The organism is Sulfitobacter sp. 1A13368 (assembly GCF_043557275.1).
Classification (GTDB): Bacteria; Pseudomonadota; Alphaproteobacteria; order Rhodobacterales; family Rhodobacteraceae; genus Sulfitobacter; species Sulfitobacter faviae.
The window spans coordinates 149,542-172,457 of the sequence record NZ_JBIFFR010000003.1 but is presented as its reverse complement, the minus strand read 5'-3'; the positions used below and the strand labels follow the sequence as shown (position 1 = coordinate 172,457).

Here is a 22,916-nt window from a genome sequence, read left to right as displayed (position 1 = left end):
GCCCTATGATCAGGCGCGCGTTAATACTTGGGTTTGCTCACCCGGGTTGCTACGTCATCAAGCGCGGCGCTGATCGTGTCATAGAAGGCGGCGAAAGTATCGAGCCTTTGGCGCACGCCTTCGGCCTCCTCGGGCAGCTTGCGGATCGTATCGTTAATCTCGGATTTGGCGTGGCGGGCCCCTGCCAGCGCATATTTCGTCATCGCGGCATAGGCGTCATCGGCGAGTTGGAAGTAATCATGCCGGTCGCCCGTCTTGTTCACACGCCGGATCAAGCCCCGCTCTTCGAGCAGGCGAATGGAGGTGCTGATCGTGGCGCGGCTGACGGAAAGGCGGCGCGACAGCGCGCCAAAGGCGATCGGCTCGCCCTCGAAAACCAACATCGCAAAGACCTGCCCTGCCATGCGCGGCAACCCCTCGCCCATGGCAACGACGCCCATGCGGGTGATGAAGTCATCGCGGACTTGGTCGATTTGGTCGGTGCTATCCATCATTCCCCGTCCACGGCAGGCGCGTTGACGGTAGATAGACAAGGCGAGGCACAAATCAAGACTATTCAGAATTTTCCGAACAGACGGAACAAAGCGCGTCGCCGGTAGACTTCCGGCGCTCGACCCTACTTCAACCCGTTCCGCGCGATATAGCGGGCCAGATCAAGGACGAGTTGCCCCCGCGCCGCGGCGATGGCGTTTGCGCCACCTTCGGGATTGAACGGCACGCTGAGGTCAAACAGGCCCGACCGCTCCCGACGCTCATCCCGGACGGCCACAAAATACTGACCGAAGGCGCGGAATTCTCCGGCTTCGGTGGCCACCAGTTCGGCAAAGCGCACTTCGAGGCTGGCATCGGGGAAAGCCTCGAACGGCCAAGGCTCGGATGCGATGCGCCGCCCCGTCATCCGCGCAAGGTTCTGACTAAGCTCCAGCGCCACGGCCCGTTCGGGCGCATCGGCCCAAAGCACATCGGTCGAACTGACCAGACGGCCATCGGCCAATTGCACCGAAATCTCTTCGGCGGCGGCGTAGGTCGGCAAAGACACGTCGCGCACTTCGACAGAGCTGAAGGCGATGGAGGTCTTCTCTGTCACCGCCGGGGCGCGGACGGGGAAACGTTCAGCTGTGCCGCCACAGGCTGCCAAGGCAGCCAGCAGGCCGAGGGTGATCAAGGGTCTTGCAAATGTCATGCGTTACCGTCCCAGCAATAGAGAATTGGGGTTACGTTCGATGGTCCGCGCCAAAGATGCAAGGGCATCGGCAGCTTTCTGAATGTCGCGCAGGGTGCGTTCGGCGCTGCGGCTCAGCTGTTCACCTTGGTTATAGCCTTCGATGGTGCGGCTGGCTTGGGCAAATAGCGCGGTCAAACGCTCGACCACCTGCGGCAGGTCTTGGGCCGAGAGGGCGATATTGTCCGCCGCGTTGCGGGCCGAGGCCAAAGTGCGGTTCACATTCTCGACCGCGCCGCCTTCGCGCAGCTCTTCCAATGTGGCGTTCAATTCGTCCAAGGCGCGTTTCAATGCGCCCGGCAGGGCCACCGCATCTTCGGTGCCGATCACCGCATCGGCGGATTCGGTGAGGTCGGTGAGTGCGACGACCAGTTCTTCGACCTCAAGCGTTTCGGCCTTGGCCGCCACCGCTTGAATGCGCTCCACCAACTCCGGCACGCCCTCAACCGACGACGACACCGCATTCGCCGCATCCGACGCCCCTTCGAGCGCGGTGGAAAGCCGTTCGGCAATCCGCTCTTCTTCAAGCTGGGCCACCAGTTCTTCGATCCGTACCAGCGTGCCGTTCAGGGCCACCGGCACGTTCTTGACCTCTTCGGAGGAGACCAGCCCGGTCAGTTCGCCCAGCAAGGTCCGCACATCCTGCGGGGTTTCGCGCAGATCCTCGTCCGAAACGAAAGCTTCTGCCGAGTTAAGGAAGGTAATCGCGCTGTTGAGCAATTCTTCAATCGGCAGGCTGTTGATGCGGGTAAAGACCCCTTCGACCGTGGCCGCGGCATCGGAAACATCGCTTTCCGTGGTCGGCATCAGGGCAAGGCCATTCTCCGTCTCGGCCAACGACGCTTCGGGTGCGTCTTCCACCCTCACGAATTCAACCTTCAGACCACCCGTCAGAAGGCTGGCCGAGGCAAGCCGCGCGCGCAGGCCGTTTTCCACACGTTCTTTCAAGAACGCCAGCGCGGCTTCGGCGGTGACGTCATCCTGCATCCCCAGATGCGCGGGCTGGATCGACAGGATGGCGTTCAGCCGGACGCGGCTGTCGCCGAAACGTTCGAAGTCTACCAGCCCCGAGAGGGTCTCGACCTCGCCGATCTCCAGCCCGCTCATCTCAACCGGGGCGCCGACGATCAGACCCGAGATATTGTCGTCGAACACGACACTCAGCTTCAGCGGATCGACCTCGGAGGCGTTAAAGACAGAGTTCCGCGCGGTTTCCTTGTCGGGGTAAATCTCAAACACCGTGCCGTCAGACACCTGCGCCCCGCCCGAGACGAAAGTGTCAAAGGTGATGCCGCCGCCGACGAGGGTCGCCAACGAAGAAAAGTCGATCTCGGCCCCCGCGGGGCCAATGTTGACGCTAAAGCCCGATGCGTCCCAAAAGCGGGTGGATTCATTGATCAACTGGCGGTGCTCTTCGAAAATCAGTGCCTCGACAATGGCGTAGTTGCCGCGCGGGGCGATCTTGGCATAGCCGACGCGGCCCACTTCGATGCCCTTGTAAAGGATCGGCGCATTGTCGGTCAGATGCCCGTTCGCGGTGGAGCGGAAGGCGATCTCAAGCCCGCCTTGGCCGCCGCGGATCAACGGCTCAGTCGACGATCCCTGAAAGCGCTCCGCCGCCGGGCCGACCTGTTGGTCCCACGACCCTTCGATATAGACACCGCTCAGCACCGTGCTGAGACCGGTAATGCCCTGCGCGGTGACTTCGGGCTGCACGACCCAGAAGACCGCGCCATTGTCGATATAAGGCGCCACGTCCTTGTCGACGCGGATATGCGCCGTCACCCGGTCCAAACCCGAGGTAAAGCCGACCTTCTCGACCACCCCGACCGTCACATCGCGAAAGCGCAACTCGGTCTCGCCAGCAGAGATACCCGCGCCCTCTTCGAATTCCACGACGATCACCGGGCCGCGCTCGCTATAAGACCGATAGGCCACGAAAAGCGCCACGATCAAGGCGAGGATCGGGATGATCCAGATCACCGAGGCCCCGCTGAGAAACATTTTGCGGGTCGGGGAAATCGGTACGTCGGGAGGCGTCTTAGTCATTGGTTTTCGGGCCCTCGTCCTTGGTCTGAGCGTCCCAGATCATGCGGGTGTCGAACGCTTGTGCCGCCAGCATGGTAAAGATCACGGAGAGGGCAAAAAAGATGCTCGCGGTACCGGGATTGATGGCGGCCAATGTCTTGAGTTGCACCAGAGACGACAAAATCGCAACCACAAAGATATCGATCATCGACCAGCGCCCGATGTACTCAACCACTTCGTAAAGGTAATACCGCTGGCGCTGCGAGGTGACCGAGCGCCGTTTGACGCTGATCGCAAGAAAGGCCACGGCCATGAATTTGGCCAACGGAATGGCGACAGAGGCGAAGAGGATGATCAGGGCGATCCCCCAGTTGCCATATTGCGCCAGTTCCACCGCGCCGCCGATGATCGTGCTTTCCTCGACCTGAAACAGCGTGCGGGTTTTAAGCATTGGATAGGTATTCGCGGGGATGTAGCACATCAGCCCCACCGTCCAGAACGCCCAGACACGCTGAAGGCTCATCCGATCGCGCGAGACCAGCTTGCTGCCACAGCGGCTGCAAAGCTTTGTGCCCATCGGCGCGGGCTTGTTACAGCGGGTGCAGGCCACGATGCCCAACTCCCGTGCGCTCACGATGTCTTGGGATGTTCCAGAGAGTTCCATACGGACCATTTGCATAAGAATCTGTCCTGCGCGATGACGAGGATCACCAACGCGCCGAACATGTAAAACGCGGGGCCAAAGCCCACATCGGCCAGATCGGCCACTTTGACCAGCGCCACGGCACAGCCGATGGCAAAAACCTCGGCCATCGACCAAGGGCGCAGTTCCTCCGACAAGCGAAAGGCGGCGACGGCATGGCGCGCGGGCGGGCGATCCAGCACCACGGGGATCAGCACATAGAGCGTCAGCAGCACCCGCAAGAGCGGGATGAAAAAGATCAGCGCCGCCGTGGCCAGCGACAAGAGGATCATCGGCCCGCCGGAAAAGGCAAGTGCTGCATCCAGCACCGATACCGCGTTGCTGGCCCCCGCCGCGTCGATCGTCAGGAAGGGAAAGACCGCCGCCCCGATGATCAAGACCATGACCGCCACCGCCACGGCGATGATCTGCAACCCGGCGTTCCTGCGGGGCGTGATCAGGGCGGTATGGCACCGCTCACAACTCGCCCGCTCCCCATGGGCGGGGCGGCGCAGCCGATAGACGGCGTCGCATTGCGGACAGACGATCAATTCGTCCATGGGCAATTCGGCAAGGGGGGTGTCGGGGCGATCCATTCTGAACGCATATATGATGCCGCCCTTTGACGTATCAACAAATATTCACCGCCCTGTGGCGCATCTGCACCGGCGGATCATCGCCCTCGCGCGAATGTGAGGGGAACAGGCGGCCATGCAGACCGTTGGTCTAGCAGAAATGACAAAGGAGAAAGCAATGACTGATATCACCAATGCAAAGATCCTGATCCTCGCCACCAATGGCTTTGAGCAGTCCGAACTGGAAAAACCCCTGAACGACCTGCGCGACCGCGGCGCCACCGTCCATGTAGCCACGCCCGACGGCAATGAGATCAAGGGTTGGGATGAAGATGACTGGAGCAACACCGTGCCCGCAGACCTCGCCCTTCGGGACGTGAATGTCGACGACTACCAAGGCATCGTGCTGCCCGGTGGCCAAATCAACCCCGACCTGCTGCGCGCCAACGAAGACGCGGTGGCTCTGATCCGCAAGTTCCACGACAGCGGCAAAACCGTCGCCGCCATCTGCCACGCCCCGTGGCTGCTGATCGAGGCGGGCATCATCAAGGGCCGCAAGGCGACCTCCTTCCCCTCCATCGCGACGGATGTGAAGAATGCCGGCGCGCATTACGAAGACAGCGAAGTGGTGGCCGACCAAGGCATCGTGACCAGCCGCTCGCCCGAGGATCTCGACGCTTTCGTCGCCAAGATCGTCGAGGAAATCGAAGAGGGCAAACACGACCGCAAAGCGGCCTGAGCCTTGCCTCTGTAACGAGATTTACCCCCGGTCCTTTGGCCGGGGGTTTTTCATGCGCGGTCTCGCGGGAGGCCAAGCTCCGCCAACACCGCATCGGTATCCGCGCCGATGGCCCGTGGGGGGCTGGGCATCTGCGGTGCGGCACCGTCAAACCGCGGCGCTTGGCCCGATTGAAGCACGCCATCGACCCTCACCACATTGCCCCGCGCCGCCATCTGTGGATGATCCGGCGCTTCGGAAAAGCTGAGCACCGGGGCCACGCAGGCATCCGAGCCGTCAAAATGCGCCGCCCAGTCGTCCCGGGCGCGGGTAACAAAGATCGCGGAGAACTCAGCGATACGCGCCTCCCATGTCGTCCTGTCATTCTGGCTCTCGACAAGCTCCGCAGGCAGGCCCAACCTCTCTAACAGGACCGCGTAGAACTGCGGCTCCAAAGCCCCGACCGAGATGAATTTCCCATCCGCACAGGTGTAGCAACGGTAAAACGGCGCGGCCCCGTCAAGCCAATTGGCGGCACGTTCTTCGGTCCACGCGCCTTGGGCCAGCATGCCATGGATCAGCCCCATCATCGCAGGCACCCCATCGACCATCGCGGCATCGACGACTTGGCCCTTGCCGGTCACCCCGCGTTCGATCACGGCTGCAAGGATGCCGAACAGCAAGAACATCGTCCCGCCGCCGTAATCCGCCACCATGTTCAAGGGCGGCACCGGGGGCGTATCGGCGCGGCCCATGGCATGAAGTGCCCCTGTTAGAGCCAGATAATTGATGTCATGCCCCGCCGTCTGTGCCCATGGGCCGGTCTGGCCCCAGCCGGTCATGCGGCCATAGATCAGGGCCTCAGGGCAGTCGTCGGGGCCAAGGCCCAAACGTTCCATCACGCCGGGGCGGAACCCTTCGACAAGCACATCGGCAGAGGCAATCAGCGCCTTCGCCGCGGCGATCCCTTCGGCGGTTTTCAGGTTCAACACCACCGACCGCTTGCCGCGCCGGTTGATGTCCGACGGGTCCGCCGGGGCGGCTTTGCGGTCAACCGTGATGACATCCGCGCCTAGATCGGCCAGCAGTTGCCCCGCCAGCGGCGCAGGGCCAAGGCCGGAAAACTCCACCACCCTAAGCGAGGACAGCGGCCCTTTGCGCGCCGCCCCGCTCATGCCGCCCCCGGCACCAAGACCTGCCGCGCCCCTTCGGTGAAATCCGTCAGCGACAGCGCCCATGTCGTGCCGGGCCAGCGCAACTCCATCTCGCGTTTGCGCGGACGGTAGACGGCAGTGTAAAGCGTGCCAAAACCGGCGTTGAAGGCTGTGGAATAAAGCGGCGGCTTGAGGAAGGCGCCGATGAACTTCTCCTCCGGGTCGCGGTGCAGACGCAGACGTTGCAACAGGTAGCGCTCCCGCTCGACCGTGGCGGTAAAGCGGGCGTGGCTGATCCACTCCACATTCTCTTGATGATTGGTCGCCACCGCGGCGCGGGTGATGACAGCGGGGCGATCGGGGGCCATCATGGCGGTCAGGTAACTGCGTTTTCGGTCGAGTACGGTGACGTTGTAGCTCATATGCGTGGGCACCCGCGCCAGCACCTCGCCCGCCTCCTGCGCGGTTTCGCAGGTCTGCAACACATAACGCAGGATCAGCGGCACGCCGAAGCCTTCGCCCACCACACGTCGCCCGCCAAAGGTGAGCGAGATCGACAGCCCTGCATCATTCACCCCGTCGACCAGCCCCCAAAGCCCGTCGGAGGTGCCCATGACCTGCCGCCCCTGCCAGCCGGTGCGCAGCACCATCGCGTCAAAGGCATTGGGGTTATAGTCATAGTTGCGCACCATGACCGGCTCTTTCCCCGCCCAGATCGCCTGCGAACAGGCCGAGAGATAGGGCGGCGGGCAATAGAAACTAAGGAAGCGCGCCGCGTGATCGCCGCCGCCTGCTAGACTGCAAAGCTGGTCATAAAGCGGCAGCATCTCGGGCATATGCTGGGCCAGCGCACGGCGGCATTGGGCATAGGTCGGGCGCGCGGCCTCCCCCTCCTTCAACCACCATGCGTGATAATCAGGCCAATAGGCCGCGAAGAGACCGGCCCATTTCTGGCCGGGCTGGTCTTCGGACAATGCGCGCCAGTACATCGCGGCCTTTCATCTCGTTACAGGATTTTGAACGCCGGATCAGAAAGCTCTGGACCGGCCGAGGCGGTGGGCAAGGGTTTGCCATCCACGCTGCGTTTGATCCCATGAATCCACTTTTTCGCGCGTTCGTTCAACTGGAAAGACTTGGTCATCGACCGACCCCGCGTCACGAGGATGCCAATATCCGCGCCCTCGTAGCGATAGTCACCCGGTTGCAAGATGCGCAGGAAGAAGGCTTCGTTCTCGCTCTCGACCGCGCGGCGGTGATAGTCGAAACGGTCAAAGACCACGCTGCCGTCTTCCTTCATCTTGTAAATCCCGGTCTCGGGCGCTTCGGTGCAGATGTCGACACTGTCTTCGGTGTGTTTGATGACCATCTGGCTCCAACCGTCGATATTGTCCGGGTCAGCCCAGCGGGCGTTCAGCTCATCCACGTCGAGGGTGAACTTCTTGCGGCTGAACTCCAGCAGGTGGAACAGGAACAGCGGCGCGTCGGCATGGGCGAAGGCCGCGTGGTTGGTCATGGAACTTGCGCCGGTGATCCGCGGGTTCAACTCCCCCAACCACAGGTCGCCGGTTTTCTTGTCGATCAAGAAATCGAGCTCGAAATAGCCGCGATAGCCCTCTTTCCGCAGTTGCTCCCCGAACTTGAAGGTCAGATCGCGGGCCTTCTCGCGAACCTTGGGCGGGAAGGCGGTGGCGAGGATCTCGTTGCCGCACCAGCCGCCGCGATAGGGGGTCAACTCCTTGAAGCCGACCAGTTCGGTCATCAGCGGCCCAACGATGGTGCCTTCCTTGGTGGCGCAGGCCTCGATCGCGGCGCCGCGACAGTCGATCCGCTTCATGATCTTGATCTCGCCCTCGCCGACGATCTCGCTCTCGTGGCGGCGGAAATCGGCCTCGGACTTGATGAAGAAAGTCGTATGTCCGCTGTCGCCATAGGCCGATTGCAGCACGAGGTCATGGCCCAGATCGGCCTTCTCGCAGATCTCGCGGAGGTGGTCGTAGCTTTTCACCTCGCTCAGCGTGTTGGGCACCGAAGGCACGCCGGCCTTGTTGCCGATGCGCACCGTCTCGATCTTGTTGTCCATCGACTGGCGCAGCTTGGCTTTCGGGAACCAGACCTCGGCGCCCAACTCCTTGCTCAGGCGCTCGGTTTCCTCGTCGAACATCAGGAAGACGAATTTGGGCTTGCCGCCGCGGCGCTTGATGAAGTCGATGACCTCCTTGTGCTGCAGCAGGTAGTTGTTGATGTCCTCGATGCTCTGGAACTCCGCATGGGGCTGTTCCGAGGGGCAGAAGACGTTGGGATGCTTGCCGCCGTAGCAGTCGATGTAGCAGATGTACTTGAAATTCTTCACCCATTCATCGAGGCCCAGCAGATTGAAGTTGGTGGCCGAGATGAAATAGACCGGGTCCTCGTTTCGGTGAAAGAACCGGCGGATTTCGGAGATATTCTTGAGAATTTTTGCCATGTCGTAGGTCCTTTTGGTCAAACGGGTGAAGAAGAAAGGTCTTTGCGGCGCACGCGTTTCAATGCCTCCGCGGTAAAGACGCGCAGGCCCAGATCGGGCCGGTATCCGTGGATCTCGCTGACATCGAGCGCGCGCATGAAGTCGAGAATTTCCTGACTGACGACCTGTCCGGGTACGAGGATCGGAAAGCCGGGCGGATAGGGGATGATGAAGCTGGCCGAGACCACCGTGTCGCCCGCGTCCATCACCTCTTGCAAGGATCCGTTCAGGTCGAGGTAGTCACAGTTTTTCTCATCATAGGCGAGGAAGAAGGGCGTGCGAATGTCGCCTTCGGGCGTGTCTGCGGCGCGGAAGGCTTCGTGGAAGCAACTGAAATCCGGCAGCGGCGGGTAGTTCTCCATCAGATTGGTGACGCGCCGGTCGAATGACAGCCGCTCCATCCGGCTGGCATCGTCCAAAAGATCGTCGAGCGATTTGGCAATCTCCACCAGCACTTCGATCAGATAGGCCACGGACGAGCGCGTGGTGCCGATGTTGGTCATGAACAGCACGGTATTGCGCGAGGTCTTGTTGATCTGGATGCCGTATTTATCCATCAGGATCTGGGTCTTGAAGGTATCGCCATCCCAGCCCGTGCCGCCCACGGCGAGGGTCACGCGGGTCGCGTCGAGCACGAATTCATCCTGCTCCCAGCAATCCCACATGTCGGTCCAGCCCTGCTCAACGTCATAATAGCTGGTGACGCCGCTTTCGCGGTGCTGTTCGGGGATCATGTCCCCGGCGGAGAGCACTTTGAAATACTTGCGTAAGAGGGGGTGTTCGCTGATCGCACGGCGCATCGACATCGCCGCTTCGACCTGTCGTTGGACAAACTCGAACCCTTCGAGTTCGACCTGACGCCGCCCCACGTCGAGCGAGGCGATGATCTGGTAGTTCGGTGAGGTCGAAGTGTGGGTCATATAGGCTTCGTGAAAGCTCTGCTCGACCTCGCCTTTGAAGTCCTGATCGTTGACGTGGATCATCGAGCCCTGCCGCAGTGAGGTCAGCGTCTTATGGGTCGATTGCGTGGCATAGGCCCGCACCCGCGCCTGCGGCGGGGGGATCAGCCGGGTGTTGAGCAGGGTCTCATCATCCGCGTCCTTCAGGGTCTTTTGCTGGGCCTCATAGGCGGCGGCATGGACCTCGGACTTGAACTTCGCCCGCAGGGTATTGGCCGCGTTCATCGCGGTGCGCTGGCGATATGTGGGACTAAACCGGGCGAAAGCGAACCATGCCTCGTCCCAGAGGAAGATGAGGTCGGGCTTGATCGCCAGACATTCCTCCATCACCCGCTCGACGTTATAGACCAGCCCGTCGAAGGTGCAGTTGGTCAGCAGCAGCATCCGCACCCGGTCGAGCTTGCCTGCCGCCTTCAGCTCCAAGAGCCGCTCCTTGATCTCGCGCAGCGGCACCGCGCCGTACATCGAGTATTCGTTAAGCGGATAGCTGTCGAGGTAGCTGACCTGTGCGCCCGCGAGCACCATGCCGTAGTGGTGGCTCTTGTGGCAGTCGCGGTCGACCAACACGATGTCGCCGGGCCGCACCAACGCCTGCACCACGATCTTGTTGCAGGTCGACGTGCCATTGGTGGCGAAAAACGTCTGTTTAGAGCCGAAGGCGCGGCTTGCGAGTTCCTGCGCCTCTTTGATCGGTCCATGCGGCTCTAGCAGGCTGTCGAGGCCGCCCGATGTCGCCGAGGTCTCTGCAAGGAAGATATTCGGCCCGTAGAACGCCCCCATGTCCTGAATCCAGTGGCTGCGGGTGATCGACTTGCCGCGGCTGATCGGCATGGCGTGGAAGACGCCGGTGGGCTGTTTGGAATACTCCACCAGCGCGGTGAAGAAGGGCGACTTGTTGCGCGCCTGCACCCCGCGCAGGATGTTGAGGTGCAGCTCCATGAAGTCTTCTTGATTGTAGAAGACCCGCCGACAAATCCCCAGATCGAGCCCCGCGATATCCTCGACCGAGCGTTCGGTGACCAGATAGGCATCAAGCTCGGGCCGGACCTTGGCGATCATGCGGCAAAGCTCTGGGCCATAGCTCTCAGGCTGAAGTGCGTCTATCTCATCCTGCCCGCCCGCGCGGGCGAGGTAGCGGGTCAGGATCTGTTGATCGACTTTCGATTTCAACGTGAGCCCGGGGCGGACGACGATGGCTTGGATATTGTGGTTGAACATCACCGCGATCAGCGCGTCCTCGAGGCTGGGCACCACGACGGCTTCGTAGATGAACGGGTCTTCGGTCCGGCGCATGCGGGAGACATTGCTGCGCAGCCAGCGTTCCTGCTGTTCGTTCACATTGTCGACGATCAGCACTTCGAAATAGGGTTTCGCCAGCGCCCGCGCCTCGGGCGGCAGCATCGCCTCGTCGTCATGCTCGTCCTGATCCAGACTGTCGCGTTCCAACGGGATGGTGCGACGGCGATAGGCGCCGGTGGTTAGCGCCCGCGTCACCCGGTTCACGGCAAAGGCCAGATCTTCGAAATTGCCGTGGGCGAACTGGCGACGCATGTGGTCAAAAGCGGACATGCCCGGAAAGGCCCAATAGGGCTCGATCAGGGCCAGTGACTCAAACAGCGCCTCGATTTCCTTGCGCCCCTGCGCCGCGCCCTTGCCTTTCGGATCGCGTGACATGGCGGCGGCGGCGGCGCGCAGGGCGCTCCACCGATCCGACCGCAGTTGAATGGCCGAGGAATAGTCGTTCATAGAATGCATCAGTCGTCCTCTGCTGGAGGGCCGACCGATGCGTCAGGTAGCGCTTTGTGCGAACCTAACCCCGGCCTAGCCGCTGGTATTGTCGTTCTGCCCGGGCGTGTCGGGCGTTGTCTGTGGGTCGGGCGTGCCCGCAGCCGGGGCCACGGGCGCCGGTGTCTGGGCCACCTCGGGCGCCGTCCCGGCGGTGGGGCTGGCAAGCGGCTCAGGCGGGAAACCGTTCTTGCCCTTATAGGTCGGGATTTCGGCAGGCACCTGCTGGGCGGGCACATCGACATGCAGCCCCGCGCGGCTGCCCTGTTGCGGGATTTCAAGCGGGCCAAGGGTGTGCAGGAAGGCATCCGCGCCGCTGTCACGGTCATAGACCGGGAAGTCTGTCGGGCGGTCGCGGAAGGATTTGAGCAGTTGGCCCAGCCCCTTCATCCCCGTCTCACGCTGACGGCGCACCATGTTGAGGTCGATCTCGATCGGGAACATATCCTCTTGCCCTGCCGATTGGTGCAGCACCATCGAGGTTGGATCGACCACGCAGGATTTACCCACACCGCCCGCGCCCAGACCGTTAACGTCGAAGATATAGCACTGGAACTGCGCCGCCGTGGCGCGCGCGATGGCAAGTTCCGCATCGCGGTCGGTGGTGCCGGTCAGCACCGGGTGCAGCAACACCTCGACCCCTTGCGAGGTCAACTGCCGCGTCGTTTCGGGGAACCACATGTCATAGCAGATCGACAGGCCAAAGCGGCCCACATCCGGCACATCGAAAATACAGAATTCATTGCCCGCCGCGATCCCGGCCTCATAGGGTCGGAAGGGGAACATCTTGGCATAGCGGCGCACCACTTCGCCTTCGGGGTTGATGACGACCGAGGTGTTATAGACGCGGCCATCCTCGGGATGCTTGAGGAACATCGAACCGGGGATCAGCCAAACCCGATGCCGCCGCGCGGCGGCCTGAAACTGTTCGATCGTCTCATTCTCGGGCGGCAGGGCAAACCGGTCAAGCGGGCCGAAAGGTGCCAGTTCGGAGAACAGCACCATCTGTGTCCAAGGGAAACGCGCCATCAGAATGTCGAGCCGCTGGATCATGCCCTCGACATTAGGCTGCAAGGCATTGACGTACATTTGCACGCCGGCAATCGCGAAAGGGGTCATGCGTGAATACTCCGAACTACGCGGCGCAATGGACCATTTCCTTGCCTATCTCCGCGACGCACGTGTCTTACGCCCTCACGACCAGAACGGAAACAGGGGAACGACGCACAATGCGGTCGGCGTTGGAGCCGACGAGGAATTCGCGCAGGCTGTCGGGATGTTCGGACCCCATGACCACCAGATCGGCATTTGATTTCTTTATCGTTTTCAGCGCCTCGCGGTGGATCTTGCCGAATTTCAGGTGCTGCTTCACCTTTACGTCATCAGGCACCTCACGCTCGACCAGTTGTTCAAGCGCCTTGGCCGCGCGGCCCGTGGCCTGTTTCTCGTAATCTGCGGGAAAGAACCCTTCGACCAGCGGCGTGCCCATGTCCGGCACGACCGAGAGGATATGCAGCGTGCCTTGGGAGAGGCGGATCATATCAATCGCCTGCGGCAACGCCTTTTCCCATGATTTCGGGTCGCTCAGATCAACGGTCAGCAGGATGTTATCGAACATGATGCGCCCTCCTCAGGCTGTCGCGGGCTTACGGGGGGCCTGCGCGGCACGGCCCCGTTGCAAGAAGACCACCAGCGCCAAAAGTAGCAGGGCGGGGATGAACATCCAGTACTTGCTGGGTTGTGGCATCGGTTTTAGCACCCGCAGCACCTCTTGATCCCAATCAAGGCCCGCGCCCTGCGCCGGGCTGTCGTAGAGGACATCGTCGATGATCATCTTGTCGCCATCCTCGCGGAACATGAGCCCCGCGGCCTCCAGCTTCTCGGCCCCAGTCTCACCTTCGCCGATGGGCAGCAGCGCCACGAACTCCAACGGATCGCCCAGATCGTTCACGCCCGAGATGCGCAGCCGCAGCCGTTCGCCCGCGGGGGTTTCTTCAGCAGCCTGAACGATCTCGGTCGGAGCTTCCTCGCTATAGGGGGGATAGATCATGTCCATCCAAAAGCCCGGGCGGAACAGGGTAAAGGCGATGAGCAGCAGCGCGATGGTTTCATAGAAACGGTTGCGGGCCAGAAAGAAACCTTGGGTCGCCGCCGCGAAAAGCAGCATGGCCACGGTGGCCACCACAAAAATGAACAACCCCTGCCCCCATGTGACCCCGATCAGCAGCAATTCCGTGTTGAAGATAAACAGGAACGGCAACGCCGCAGTGCGCAAGGAGTAGAAGAAAGCGACCAGACCTGTGCGGATCGGATCACCGCCCGAAACGGCGGCGGCGGCAAAGCTTGCCAGACCCACCGGCGGGGTCACATCGGCCATGATGCCGAAGTAGAAGACGAAGAGATGCACCGCGATCAGCGGCACGATCAGCCCGTTCTGCTGGCCCAGCGTCACAATCACCGGCGCCAGCAGCGCCGAGACAACGATATAGTTCGCCGTGGTGGGCAGGCCCATGCCAAGGATCAGCGACAGGATCGCGGTGAGGAACAGGATGGCAAGGATATTGCCGCCCGAGAGCACTTCGACCACATCCGCAAGCGCCGAGCCGACACCGGTCTGGCTGACCGCGCCGACGATGATGCCCGCTGTCGCCGTGGCGATGCCGATGCCGATCATGTTACGCGCGCCGGTGACCAGACCGTCGATCAGGTCAAGGAACCCGGCTTTGACATCATTGACGAACTGGCTTTCACCCCGGAACATCGCCATAAGCGGGCGCTGCGTCAGCAGGATGAAGATCATATAGGCAGCCGCCCAAAAGGCCGAGAGGCCGGGCGACAAGCGGTCGACCATCAGCGCCCAGACCAGCACCACGACAGGCAGGATGAAATGCAGACCGGACCGCGCAGTCGGCCCCGGCATCGGCAGGGTCGTCACCTCGGCGTTGGGGTCTTCCATCTCAAGCGGTTCTTCCTTGCTCGCAACATAAAGTAGGCCAACATAGACCGCCGTGAGGAAGACAAAGATGATATAGCCCGCCGTTTCGGGGAAGGCCGGGCGAATCCAGCCCATCAGGTAGTAAACCGCAAAGGACAGCGCGCAGATCGCGATGATTGCAAAGGCGATGCCGATAAGCTGCTGCACTAGCGGCTTGGGCGTATAGGCACGCGGCAGACCCTGCATCCCGGCTTTCATCGCCTCAAGATGCACGATGTAGACCAGCGCGATGTAAGAGATCACCGCAGGCAGGAAGGCGTGTTTGACCACGTCGAAATAGGGAATGCCGACGTATTCGACCATCAGGAAGGCCGCAGCCCCCATGACGGGCGGCATGATCTGGCCGTTGACCGACGAAGCCACCTCGACCGCGCCTGCTTTTTCGGAGTTGAAGCCCACTTTCTTCATCAGCGGGATGGTGAAGGTGCCCGTGGTCACCACGTTGGCGATGGATGAGCCCGAGATCAGGCCGGTCATGGCCGAGGCCACAACGGCAGCTTTGGCCGGACCGCCGCGCATGTGGCCCATGAGGCTGAAGGCGACTTGAATGAAGTAGTTGCCCGCCCCCGCACGGTCCAACAGCGAGCCGAAAAGCACGAAGAGAAAGACGAAGGAGGTCGACACGCCAAGCGCGATGCCAAAGACGCCTTCGGTCGTGATCCACTGGTGGTTCACGATCTCCGAAAGGCTGTTGCCCTTATGGGCGATGATGATTGGCATATAGGGGCCAAGCACGGTGTAGAAGAGAAAAACGCTCGCCACGATCATCAGCGCAGGCCCAAGGGCGCGGCGGGTGGCTTCGAGCAGGATTAACAGGCCGGTCACCCCCGCGATATAATCCGGCAGGATCGGCGCGCCGACGCGGTTGGCGATGTCACGGTAAAAGATAAAGAGATACAGCGCGCAAAAGGTGCCGACGATGGCCAAGGCCCATTCCCAGATCGGAATGCGGTTCTTGGGCGAGCCGAGCAGCACTGTCGCGACCACAAAGGCCGCCGGGATCGGGATCCACCAGACCGCGGTGGAATCCTTCGTACTGACCATAAAGAGGGCGGCAAGAACGATGGGAACGATGACGCCAAGCGCCACCTGAAAACTGGTGCGCGTGGCCGGAAACACCATGATGCCAAGGAATACGGCAAAGCCAAGGTGAATGGAGCGGGCCAGCGTATCGTTGAAAAGGCCGATGGGCGAGGCGATGTAGAGTTGGAAAAGGGACCAAGCCAAGGCCACCAGCAGCAGCAAAGTGCCCATCAACCCGCTGACAGAACGCCCACCCGTGTCAGAAGAAGCGACAAGTTCGTCCAGTTCCGCCTGGCTCAATCCGCCCCGGTCACCGGTCGCGGCGGTTTCAACAGCCGCCGCCTTTTGCTGGTCCTTCTCAGACATATCGTCCCCCTGTCGGCTCCACCTTGGGGCGGATGCGCATATTGTTTTTTTCGGGTCTCTGACGGCAGCGTACCGCCGCCAGAGCTATCATGTCACGGATAGATTACTCGAGCCAACCTTGCTCTTTGTAATACTTCTCGGCGCCGGGGTGCAGCGGCGCGGAAAGACCGCCCGAGATCATTTCCTCTTGGGTCAGGTTCTCAAAGGCAGGGTGCAGACGCTTGAAACGGTCGAAGTTGTCAAAGACCGCCTTGACCACCTGATAAACGACTTCGTCGTCAACATCGGCAGAGGTCACGAAGGTGGCTTTCACGCCGAAGGTTTTCACGTCTTCGTCGGTGCCCTTATACATGCCGCCCGGCACGGTGGCCTCGGCATAATAGGGGTTGTCGTCGATCAGACCTTGGATCGCATCACCGTCCACGGGGATCAGCTTGGCGTCGACGGTCGACACGGCTTCTTGGATCGAACCGTTGGGGTGACCCACGGTGTAGATGATCGCATCCACCTTGTTGTCGCCCAGAGCGGCGGCTTGTTCGGCCGGTTTCAGCTCGGAGGCCAGTGCGAAATCGTCCAGCGTCCAGCCCTTGGCGTCCATCACGACTTCCATAGTGGCGCGCTGACCGGAACCGGGGTTACCGATGTTGACGCGCTTGCCTTTGAGGTCGTCGAAGGACTCGATGCCGCTGTCGGCACGGGCGATGACGTTGAAGGGCTCACCATGCACGGAGAAGACCGCGCGCAGGTTGTCGAACTTGTCACCCTCGAACTGGGAGGAGCCGTTGTAGGCGTGGAACTGCCAGTCGGACTGGGCCACGCCCATGTCCATGTCGCCCGCTTTGATCGCGTTGATGTTGGCGATCGACCCGCCGGTGGAAGGCGCGGTGCATTTCAGGTTGTGATCCGCGGTGCCGCGGTTCACCAGACGGCAGATCGACTGACCAACGACGAAGTAAACGCCCGTCTGACCACCGGTGCCGATGGTGATGAACTTTTCTTGAGCCATGGCCGCAGTGCCGGCCACCATGGCACCGGTCATCGCGAGCATTTTGAACATTTTCATAAGATGTCTCCCATTGTTATATTTGGCGGACCACCCTTTAGGCCTCCGCCATTGCATGCACAAGTAGAGCGCCGCAGCCTTCAGGCAATTGACTGGGCAGGGAAATTTCAAACGCGCCGTTCGGGCCGCGAGCAGACATGCCCCCGTGGCGGGAATCCCCGATTTCACGTTAGGTCGGTTTTTCATCGCAATCAATGCGGCTGACACGAAGGGCCGCAAAGCCTACCCGACGGGCTGGGGCGAGTCGGGCAGAACCGGGGCAGCGGCGATCAGCGATTTGGTATAGGCGTGCTGCGGCGCGTCAAAGACCTGCGCGGTCTCTCCGGCCTCTACGATCTTGCCGGACTGCATCACCAGCACCCGGTCCGTCACCGTGCGCACCACCGAAAGGTCATGCGAGATGAAGAGATAGGTCAGGTCATAATGGCTGCAAAGATCGGCCAGCAGATCAAGGATCTGCGCCCGGACCGAGACATCAAGCGCGCTGACGGCCTCATCGAACAGGATCAACTCGGGCCGGATGATCAGCGCACGGGCAATGGCGATCCGCTGGCGCTGCCCGCCGGAGAATTCGTGAATGTATTTCCGTGCATCCGCCGGGCGCAGTCCCACGGCGGTCAGCGCTTCGTCAATCGCGCGGGAACGCTCGGCCCCCTGTGGCGGGGTGTCGAGCAGGTGAAACGGCTCGGTCACCAAACGGTCGACCCGGTGGCGCGGATTGAAGCTGCCGAAAGGGTCTTGAAACACCACCTGCATCTTGCGCCGCACGGCAAGGTTCGGCTGCGTCCCGGTAAAGACCGGCTGGCCATCGACCGTGATACTGCCCTCTTGCACCGGCTCCAGCCCCAAAATCGCCCGAGTCAGGGTCGATTTCCCGCAACCGGATTCGCCCACCAGCCCCAAACGTTCCCCACGGTTCAGGGTAAAGCTGAGGTTGTCCACCGCGCGGAAGGTGCCGGGCGCGCCGAACAGTGTCTTGCGCGGCAGATGGTAATCGCGGCAGACGCCTTTGACCTCCAAAAGCGGCTGAGGTGCGGGCGGGGCGGGCAGGTTCACCTCATGGCGGGAGGCGTCGAAAAGCATTTTGGTATAGGGGTGCTGCATGTTGTGCAGCAGGGCCTGCGTCTCCCCCTGTTCGACGATCTGCCCCTTGCGCATGACGATGATCCGGTCGGCCATATCCGCCACGACGGCAAGGTCGTGGGTGATCATCAACAGCCCCATGCCGTCTTCGCGCGCCAATCGGGTCAGCAGGGCGAGGATCTGCGCCTGCGTGGTGACATCCAGCGCGGTGGTCGGCTCATCGGCGATCAGCAGACGGGGGCGCAGGGCAATGGCGATGGCGATCACCACCCGCTGGCGCTGCCCGCCGCTTAGCTCATGCGGATAGCGCGACAGGGGGAAGCGGTCTTGGGGCAGGCCGACGCGGGTCAGCGTATCGGCGGCGCGGGCCTCGGCCTCGGCCCGCGAGACGCTGGGTTCATGTACCCGGATGGTTTCGGCCACTTGGCGACCGATGCTTTGCACCGGGTTGAGCGCGGTCATCGGCTCTTGGAACACCATGCCGATGTCATTGCCGCGCATATCGCAAAGCGCTGCCTCGTCCATCTGGGTCAGATCGTCCTCGCCCAGCATGATATGCCCGGTCGTCGTCGCGCCCTTGGGCAGCAGCTGCATCGCCGCCAGCGCGGTCATCGACTTGCCCGAGCCGCTTTCCCCGGTCACGGCCACGATCTCTCCCGGTGCGACGGAAAAGGTCACCCCGTCGAGGATGCGCAGCCCGTGGATAGAGAGCGAAAGGTTGGAGACAGAAAGAAGCGTCATGTGCGTGCCACCCTCAGGCGGGGATCAAGCAGGTCGCGCAGCCCGTCACCCATCAGGTTCAGCCCCAACACCGTCAGGATGATTGCGAAACCCGGCATCAGGGCCATATGCGGCGCGATGCTGACCATGGTCTGCGCATCGGCCAGCATCCGGCCCCAAGACGGCACCGGCGGCTGCGCGCCGAGGCCGACATAGCTCAGCCCCGCCTCGGCGAGGATGCCGAGAGAGAACTGGATGGTCCCCTGCACGATCAGCAGATTGGCGACATTGGGCAGGATATGCTCGAACGAGATACGCGCCGCGGATTTGCCTGCCACCCGTGCCGCCATGATGAACTCCCGCTGCCACAGCGACAGCGCGGCACCGCGGGTGATGCGGGCGAAAACGGGAATGTTGAAGATGCCGATCGCGATAATGGCATTGATCGCCCCGGCGCCAAAGACCGCCGTGATCAGAATGGCGATGACAATGGCCGGAAAGGCAAAGACCAGATCATTGCCGCGCATGATGACCTCATCCACAAGGCTGCCGCGCCGCGCCGCAGCCCAAAGCCCCAACGGCACACCCACGCCCATGCCAATGCCCACCGCCACCAGCGCGACGGCGATAGAGGTGCGCGCACCGACCATGATCATGCTCAGAATGTCGCGACCGAAGTGATCCGTGCCCATGGGATGCGCCAACGACGGGCTGCGCAGCTTGTTCGCAATATCAAGCCCGGCATAGTCATAGGGTGTCCAAACAAAGGAGATCAGCGCGGCCAGCAGAAAGACCGAGGTCAGCACGGCCCCAAGAAACAGGTTGCGGTTCATGTGCGGGCCCTCAACCGGGGATCGACGGCGGCATAGGCCAGATCGACAAGGAAGTTCACCAAGATCACCGAAAAGACCAAGAGCATCACGACCGACTCGACCACGATCAAATCCCGCGCCGAGATCGACTGAAACACCAGCCGCCCGAGCCCCGGCAGGTAAAAGACCTGTTCGATAATGATCGACCCGGCCAGCAGGAAGGAGAACTGCAGCCCGATGATGGTCAGCACCGGGATCAGCGCATTGCGCAGCCCGTGCCGCCAAAGCGCCTGCCGCGCCGTCAGCCCCTTGGCCCGCGCGGTGCGCATGAAATCTTCGCCCAGAACGTCCAACAGGGCCGAGCGCATGACCCGCGCCAAGATCGCCGCCTGTGGCAGGGCCAGCGCAATCGCGGGTAGGGTCAGCGCATGCAACCCGGCAAAAAGCCCCTTGTCCCAGCCAACGAAACCGCCCGCCGAAAACCAGCGCAGGTTGATCGAAAAGATCAGCACAAGGATCATGGCGAACCAGAAGTTCGGCACCGCCACGCCCAATTGCGTCGCCCCCATCACGCCCACATCCCCCGCCCGACCGCGGCGCGAGGCGGCATAGATGCCCGCCGGAAAAGCCACGACGACAGAGAGGAAAAGCGCATAAAGCGCCAAGGGCACAGAGACCCAAAGCCGGTCGCCGATCATCTCGGTCACCGGGGTCCGATAGGTGTAGGAGGTACCGAAATCCCCCTGCAACATGCCGCCAACCCACTCCAAATAACGCTCGGGCCGGGACTGATCGAGACCCAGTTCACTGCGCAGCGCGGCCAGCGTTTCGGGCTGGGCATTCAGGCCCAGCATAAAGGACGCCGGATCGCCGGGGGCGACCTCGATCACCATAAAAATCACCAGCGACGCGACCGCGAGACTGATGAGCAGGGAGAGAAATCTTTTCAACGCATAGCGCAACATAGCGCGGAGGTTAGGCGGCACGCTCGGGAGGGTCCAGAGCCCGCGTGCAGTTTCCCGCGCGAGAAAGAAAAAAGTGATCATTTTTTGGATGTTCGGCAAGCTGCGCCCCGAATGATCGCCGAAAGAATCCATTCAAGGCATGCTCTTAGCCGCTTTGGGCGCGGTTTTCGCGGGGCTTATCGCTATGCGCTGGAACCATATCGGTTATGCGGTGTTGTTTTCGGGAGAACAGACAAAACTGGAGAATGAAAATGAAAACGACTTTGAAAACACTTGCGATCGCCAGCCTTCTGGGCACCGTTTCCGCACCCGCATTTGCCGCCGCTCACATGGACATGGCCACCATGACCTGCGCCCAGTACCAAGAACTGAGCGATGACGACAAAATGAAAGTCGCTTCCATGGCAATCGCCGAGCTGGAAGATGGCGGCCACGGTGGCTCCATGATCACCGAAACCAAGAGCGACGGTTCCGAGCCGAGCGATATCTCCGCTGAAGAAGCGACAGATTCCGAAGAGACCGAAGATTCCCTGATCGACAACACCAAAGCCGTTGAAGATTCCGAAGACGCCGACGTGATGGCCGACACGGACATGCAGCAGGAAATGGAAGACTTCATGGTCGTCTGCAACCAGAACCCTGACGCGCTGGTAAGCGAAGCCGCTGCTGGCATGCGTGGCAAAGACTAATAGGTCTTCGCCTCTAATTTCAAAGGGCGCGCCTCACGGCGCGCCCTTTTTTGGTGTCTCGACATGATCCTTTCAGATCATTCCGCCCAGCTGACGCCGGTCAGATCGGTCGCCTGTGTCGGTGCGTTCACCCAAAGCCCTTCGACACCGGCCTTGGCAATCGTCGGGAAGGCGAGCTGGAACAGGTAACCGTTCACATAGTCTTCGGCGATGATACGCTGCGCCTTGGCCAGCATTTCGCTCCGCGCGGCGGGGTCGGCGGTCTTGTTGAACTCGGTCATCAGAGACTGGAATTCGGCATTGTCATACTGAAAGTAATAGTCCGGGTTGGCATAGATGTTGATGTCCATCGGCTCGGTATGGCTGACAATCGACAGGCCGAAATCCTTACCCTTGAACACGGTTTCCAACCACTGCGCCCATTCGACATTGGTGATCTGCGCCTTGATGCCAACCTCGGCCAGCTGCGCGGCGATGATCTCACCCCCGCGGCGGGCGTAGGAGGGGGGCGGCAGGTGCAATGTCGTCTCGAACCCATCGGGGAAACCGGCCTCGGCCAGCAGCGCCTTGGACTTTTCGGGATCGTAGGCGCTCATCTGTGTCAGGTCGACGTAGTCTGGGTTATGCGGTGCGAAATGGGTGCCGATGGGCGTGCCATAGCCGAACATCGCCCCGTCGATGATCGCCTGACGGTCGATGGCATGGGCCACGGCCTCGCGGACTTCGACGTTATTGAAAGGTTCTCGCTGATTGTTGATCGACAGGATCGTTTCGCCTTCGGTCGAGCCGATCAGAACCTGAAACCGCGGGTCGGCTTCGAACTGGGGGATATTCTCAGGCGCGGGGAAGCCGGTGAAAACATCGACATCTTCAGCCATGACGGAGGCGAAAGCCGCTGTCGGGTCCGAGATGAACTTGAACGTCGCACTGGCCAGCGCGGGCGCTTCGCCCCAATAGTCTTCATTCCGGGTCAGGGTGATCTTGTCGCCTTGGTTCCAGTTTTCGAACTTGAATGCGCCGGTGCCGATTGGGGTCTGTTTGATCGTCTCGACCGATTCCGGCGCCACGATCACCGCATCGCCCCAAGCGAGGTTGAAAAGCATGTTGCCGTTCGGCTCGCTCAGTGTGACCTCAACGGTCTGGGGATCGATGACATTTACCTCGGAAATCGCGGAATAGAGGGCCTTTTGCGCGTTGGCGCTGTCTTCGGCATTGATCCGGTCGAGGGTGAATTTCACGTCCTCGGCATCCATCGTGGTGCCATCGTGAAAGGTAACCCCCTCGCGCAGCTTGAAGGTATAGGTCAGCCCGTCTTCGGAAATCTCCCAAGATTCTGCCAGCCCCGGCACGACAGAGCCGTCGCCCATGAAGCGGGTCAGCCCTTCGAAAACATTGGTATATAGCACCGAGTCGATGGCGCCCGCAGCGGCGGAGGTCGGATCGAGGTGCGGCGGCTCAAGCTGCATGGCGACGGTGATGTCGTCCTTGGCAAGGGCCGTTGTGGCGGCAGCGGCCAATGCGGCGCTGGCCACACCGGTCATCAAACGGTTCAAACGGTTCATGAAAGTCTCCCA

Annotated in this window: 19 protein-coding genes; 2 read left to right on the top strand and 17 right to left on the bottom strand. The window is 61.5% G+C overall.

Going from position 1 to position 22,916, the window contains the following annotated elements:
• Positions 1-20: 20 nt before the first annotated feature.
• The 5 genes from ACGYK4_RS07885 to ACGYK4_RS07865 form a co-directional block, all read right to left on the bottom strand.
• Entirely contained in the window at positions 21-494 is a 474-nt protein-coding gene (locus ACGYK4_RS07885) for a GbsR/MarR family transcriptional regulator (RefSeq protein ID WP_394455906.1), read from the bottom strand.
• A 122-nt stretch (positions 495-616) separates the two neighbouring features.
• Complete coding sequence (locus ACGYK4_RS07880; RefSeq protein ID WP_394430475.1) at positions 617-1,183, bottom strand: membrane integrity-associated transporter subunit PqiC; 567 nt, start codon at positions 1,181-1,183, stop codon at positions 617-619.
• Between the two features lie 3 nt (positions 1,184-1,186).
• Complete coding sequence (locus tag ACGYK4_RS07875) at positions 1,187-3,271, bottom strand: MlaD family protein (protein ID WP_394409365.1); 2,085 nt, start codon at positions 3,269-3,271, stop codon at positions 1,187-1,189.
• Positions 3,264-3,923, bottom strand: coding sequence for a paraquat-inducible protein A (locus tag ACGYK4_RS07870; protein ID WP_394456137.1), 660 nt, complete (start codon positions 3,921-3,923; stop codon positions 3,264-3,266). Before ACGYK4_RS07870 ends, ACGYK4_RS07875 begins: the two co-directional genes overlap by 8 nt.
• Positions 3,881-4,528: a paraquat-inducible protein A gene (locus tag ACGYK4_RS07865; RefSeq protein WP_067268191.1), complete on the bottom strand. Its 648-nt coding sequence runs from the start codon at positions 4,526-4,528 to the stop codon at positions 3,881-3,883. The genes ACGYK4_RS07870 and ACGYK4_RS07865 overlap by 43 nt, the downstream gene beginning before the upstream one ends.
• Before the next feature lie 157 nt (positions 4,529-4,685).
• Between ACGYK4_RS07865 and ACGYK4_RS07860 the strand changes: the two genes are divergently transcribed.
• A complete protein-coding gene (locus ACGYK4_RS07860) occupies positions 4,686-5,246 on the top strand; it encodes a type 1 glutamine amidotransferase domain-containing protein (RefSeq protein ID WP_394455904.1) in 561 nt (186 codons plus the stop codon).
• A 50-nt stretch (positions 5,247-5,296) separates the two neighbouring features.
• On the opposite strand, the gene ACGYK4_RS07855 is transcribed toward ACGYK4_RS07860, so the two are convergent.
• The 11 genes from ACGYK4_RS07855 to ACGYK4_RS07805 form a co-directional block, all read right to left on the bottom strand.
• Positions 5,297-6,400 (bottom strand): CaiB/BaiF CoA transferase family protein, encoded by a 1,104-nt coding sequence (locus tag ACGYK4_RS07855; protein ID WP_394455902.1) that lies wholly within the window; start codon positions 6,398-6,400, stop codon positions 5,297-5,299.
• Positions 6,397-7,368, bottom strand: a complete 972-nt coding sequence (locus ACGYK4_RS07850) for a C45 family autoproteolytic acyltransferase/hydolase (RefSeq protein ID WP_394455901.1) — start codon at positions 7,366-7,368, stop codon at positions 6,397-6,399. The genes ACGYK4_RS07855 and ACGYK4_RS07850 overlap by 4 nt, the downstream gene beginning before the upstream one ends.
• Before the next feature lie 17 nt (positions 7,369-7,385).
• Entirely contained in the window at positions 7,386-8,843 is a 1,458-nt protein-coding gene (locus ACGYK4_RS07845) for a biotin carboxylase (protein WP_271692737.1), read from the bottom strand.
• Positions 8,844-8,860: 17 nt separating this feature from the next.
• Complete coding sequence (locus ACGYK4_RS07840) at positions 8,861-11,596, bottom strand: aminotransferase class I/II-fold pyridoxal phosphate-dependent enzyme (RefSeq protein WP_394455900.1); 2,736 nt, start codon at positions 11,594-11,596, stop codon at positions 8,861-8,863.
• Between the two features lie 66 nt (positions 11,597-11,662).
• The gene (locus ACGYK4_RS07835; protein WP_394419895.1) at positions 11,663-12,745 is read right to left on the bottom strand and encodes a nitrilase-related carbon-nitrogen hydrolase; all 1,083 of its coding nucleotides are present in this window, start codon (positions 12,743-12,745) and stop codon (positions 11,663-11,665) included.
• 67 nt (positions 12,746-12,812) lie between these two features.
• Positions 12,813-13,244 carry a universal stress protein gene (locus ACGYK4_RS07830; protein WP_394455898.1) on the bottom strand — a complete coding sequence of 144 codons (432 nt, stop codon included), beginning with the start codon at positions 13,242-13,244 and terminating at the stop codon, positions 12,813-12,815.
• A 12-nt stretch (positions 13,245-13,256) separates the two neighbouring features.
• A complete protein-coding gene (locus ACGYK4_RS07825; RefSeq protein WP_394455897.1) occupies positions 13,257-16,010 on the bottom strand; it encodes a TRAP transporter permease in 2,754 nt (917 codons plus the stop codon).
• Positions 16,011-16,113: 103 nt separating this feature from the next.
• Entirely contained in the window at positions 16,114-17,073 is a 960-nt protein-coding gene (locus ACGYK4_RS07820; protein ID WP_067268205.1) for a TAXI family TRAP transporter solute-binding subunit, read from the bottom strand.
• Between the two features lie 222 nt (positions 17,074-17,295).
• On the bottom strand, positions 17,296-18,897 hold the full coding sequence (locus tag ACGYK4_RS07815; protein WP_394455895.1) for an ABC transporter ATP-binding protein: 1,602 nt from the start codon (positions 18,895-18,897) through the stop codon (positions 17,296-17,298).
• Positions 18,894-19,709, bottom strand: a complete 816-nt coding sequence (locus tag ACGYK4_RS07810) for an ABC transporter permease (protein WP_067268208.1) — start codon at positions 19,707-19,709, stop codon at positions 18,894-18,896. The genes ACGYK4_RS07815 and ACGYK4_RS07810 overlap by 4 nt, the downstream gene beginning before the upstream one ends.
• Positions 19,706-20,653 (bottom strand): ABC transporter permease, encoded by a 948-nt coding sequence (locus tag ACGYK4_RS07805; RefSeq protein ID WP_322329653.1) that lies wholly within the window; start codon positions 20,651-20,653, stop codon positions 19,706-19,708. The genes ACGYK4_RS07810 and ACGYK4_RS07805 overlap by 4 nt, the downstream gene beginning before the upstream one ends.
• A gap of 251 nt (positions 20,654-20,904) precedes the next feature.
• On the opposite strand from ACGYK4_RS07805, the gene ACGYK4_RS07800 reads away from it, so the two are divergent.
• On the top strand, positions 20,905-21,342 hold the full coding sequence (locus tag ACGYK4_RS07800; RefSeq protein ID WP_394455893.1) for an HdeA/HdeB family chaperone: 438 nt from the start codon (positions 20,905-20,907) through the stop codon (positions 21,340-21,342).
• A 77-nt stretch (positions 21,343-21,419) separates the two neighbouring features.
• Here ACGYK4_RS07800 and ACGYK4_RS07795 read toward each other — a convergent pair whose 3' ends face one another.
• Positions 21,420-22,904, bottom strand: coding sequence for an ABC transporter substrate-binding protein (locus ACGYK4_RS07795; RefSeq protein ID WP_394455891.1), 1,485 nt, complete (start codon positions 22,902-22,904; stop codon positions 21,420-21,422).
• Positions 22,905-22,916: the final 12 nt, after the last annotated feature.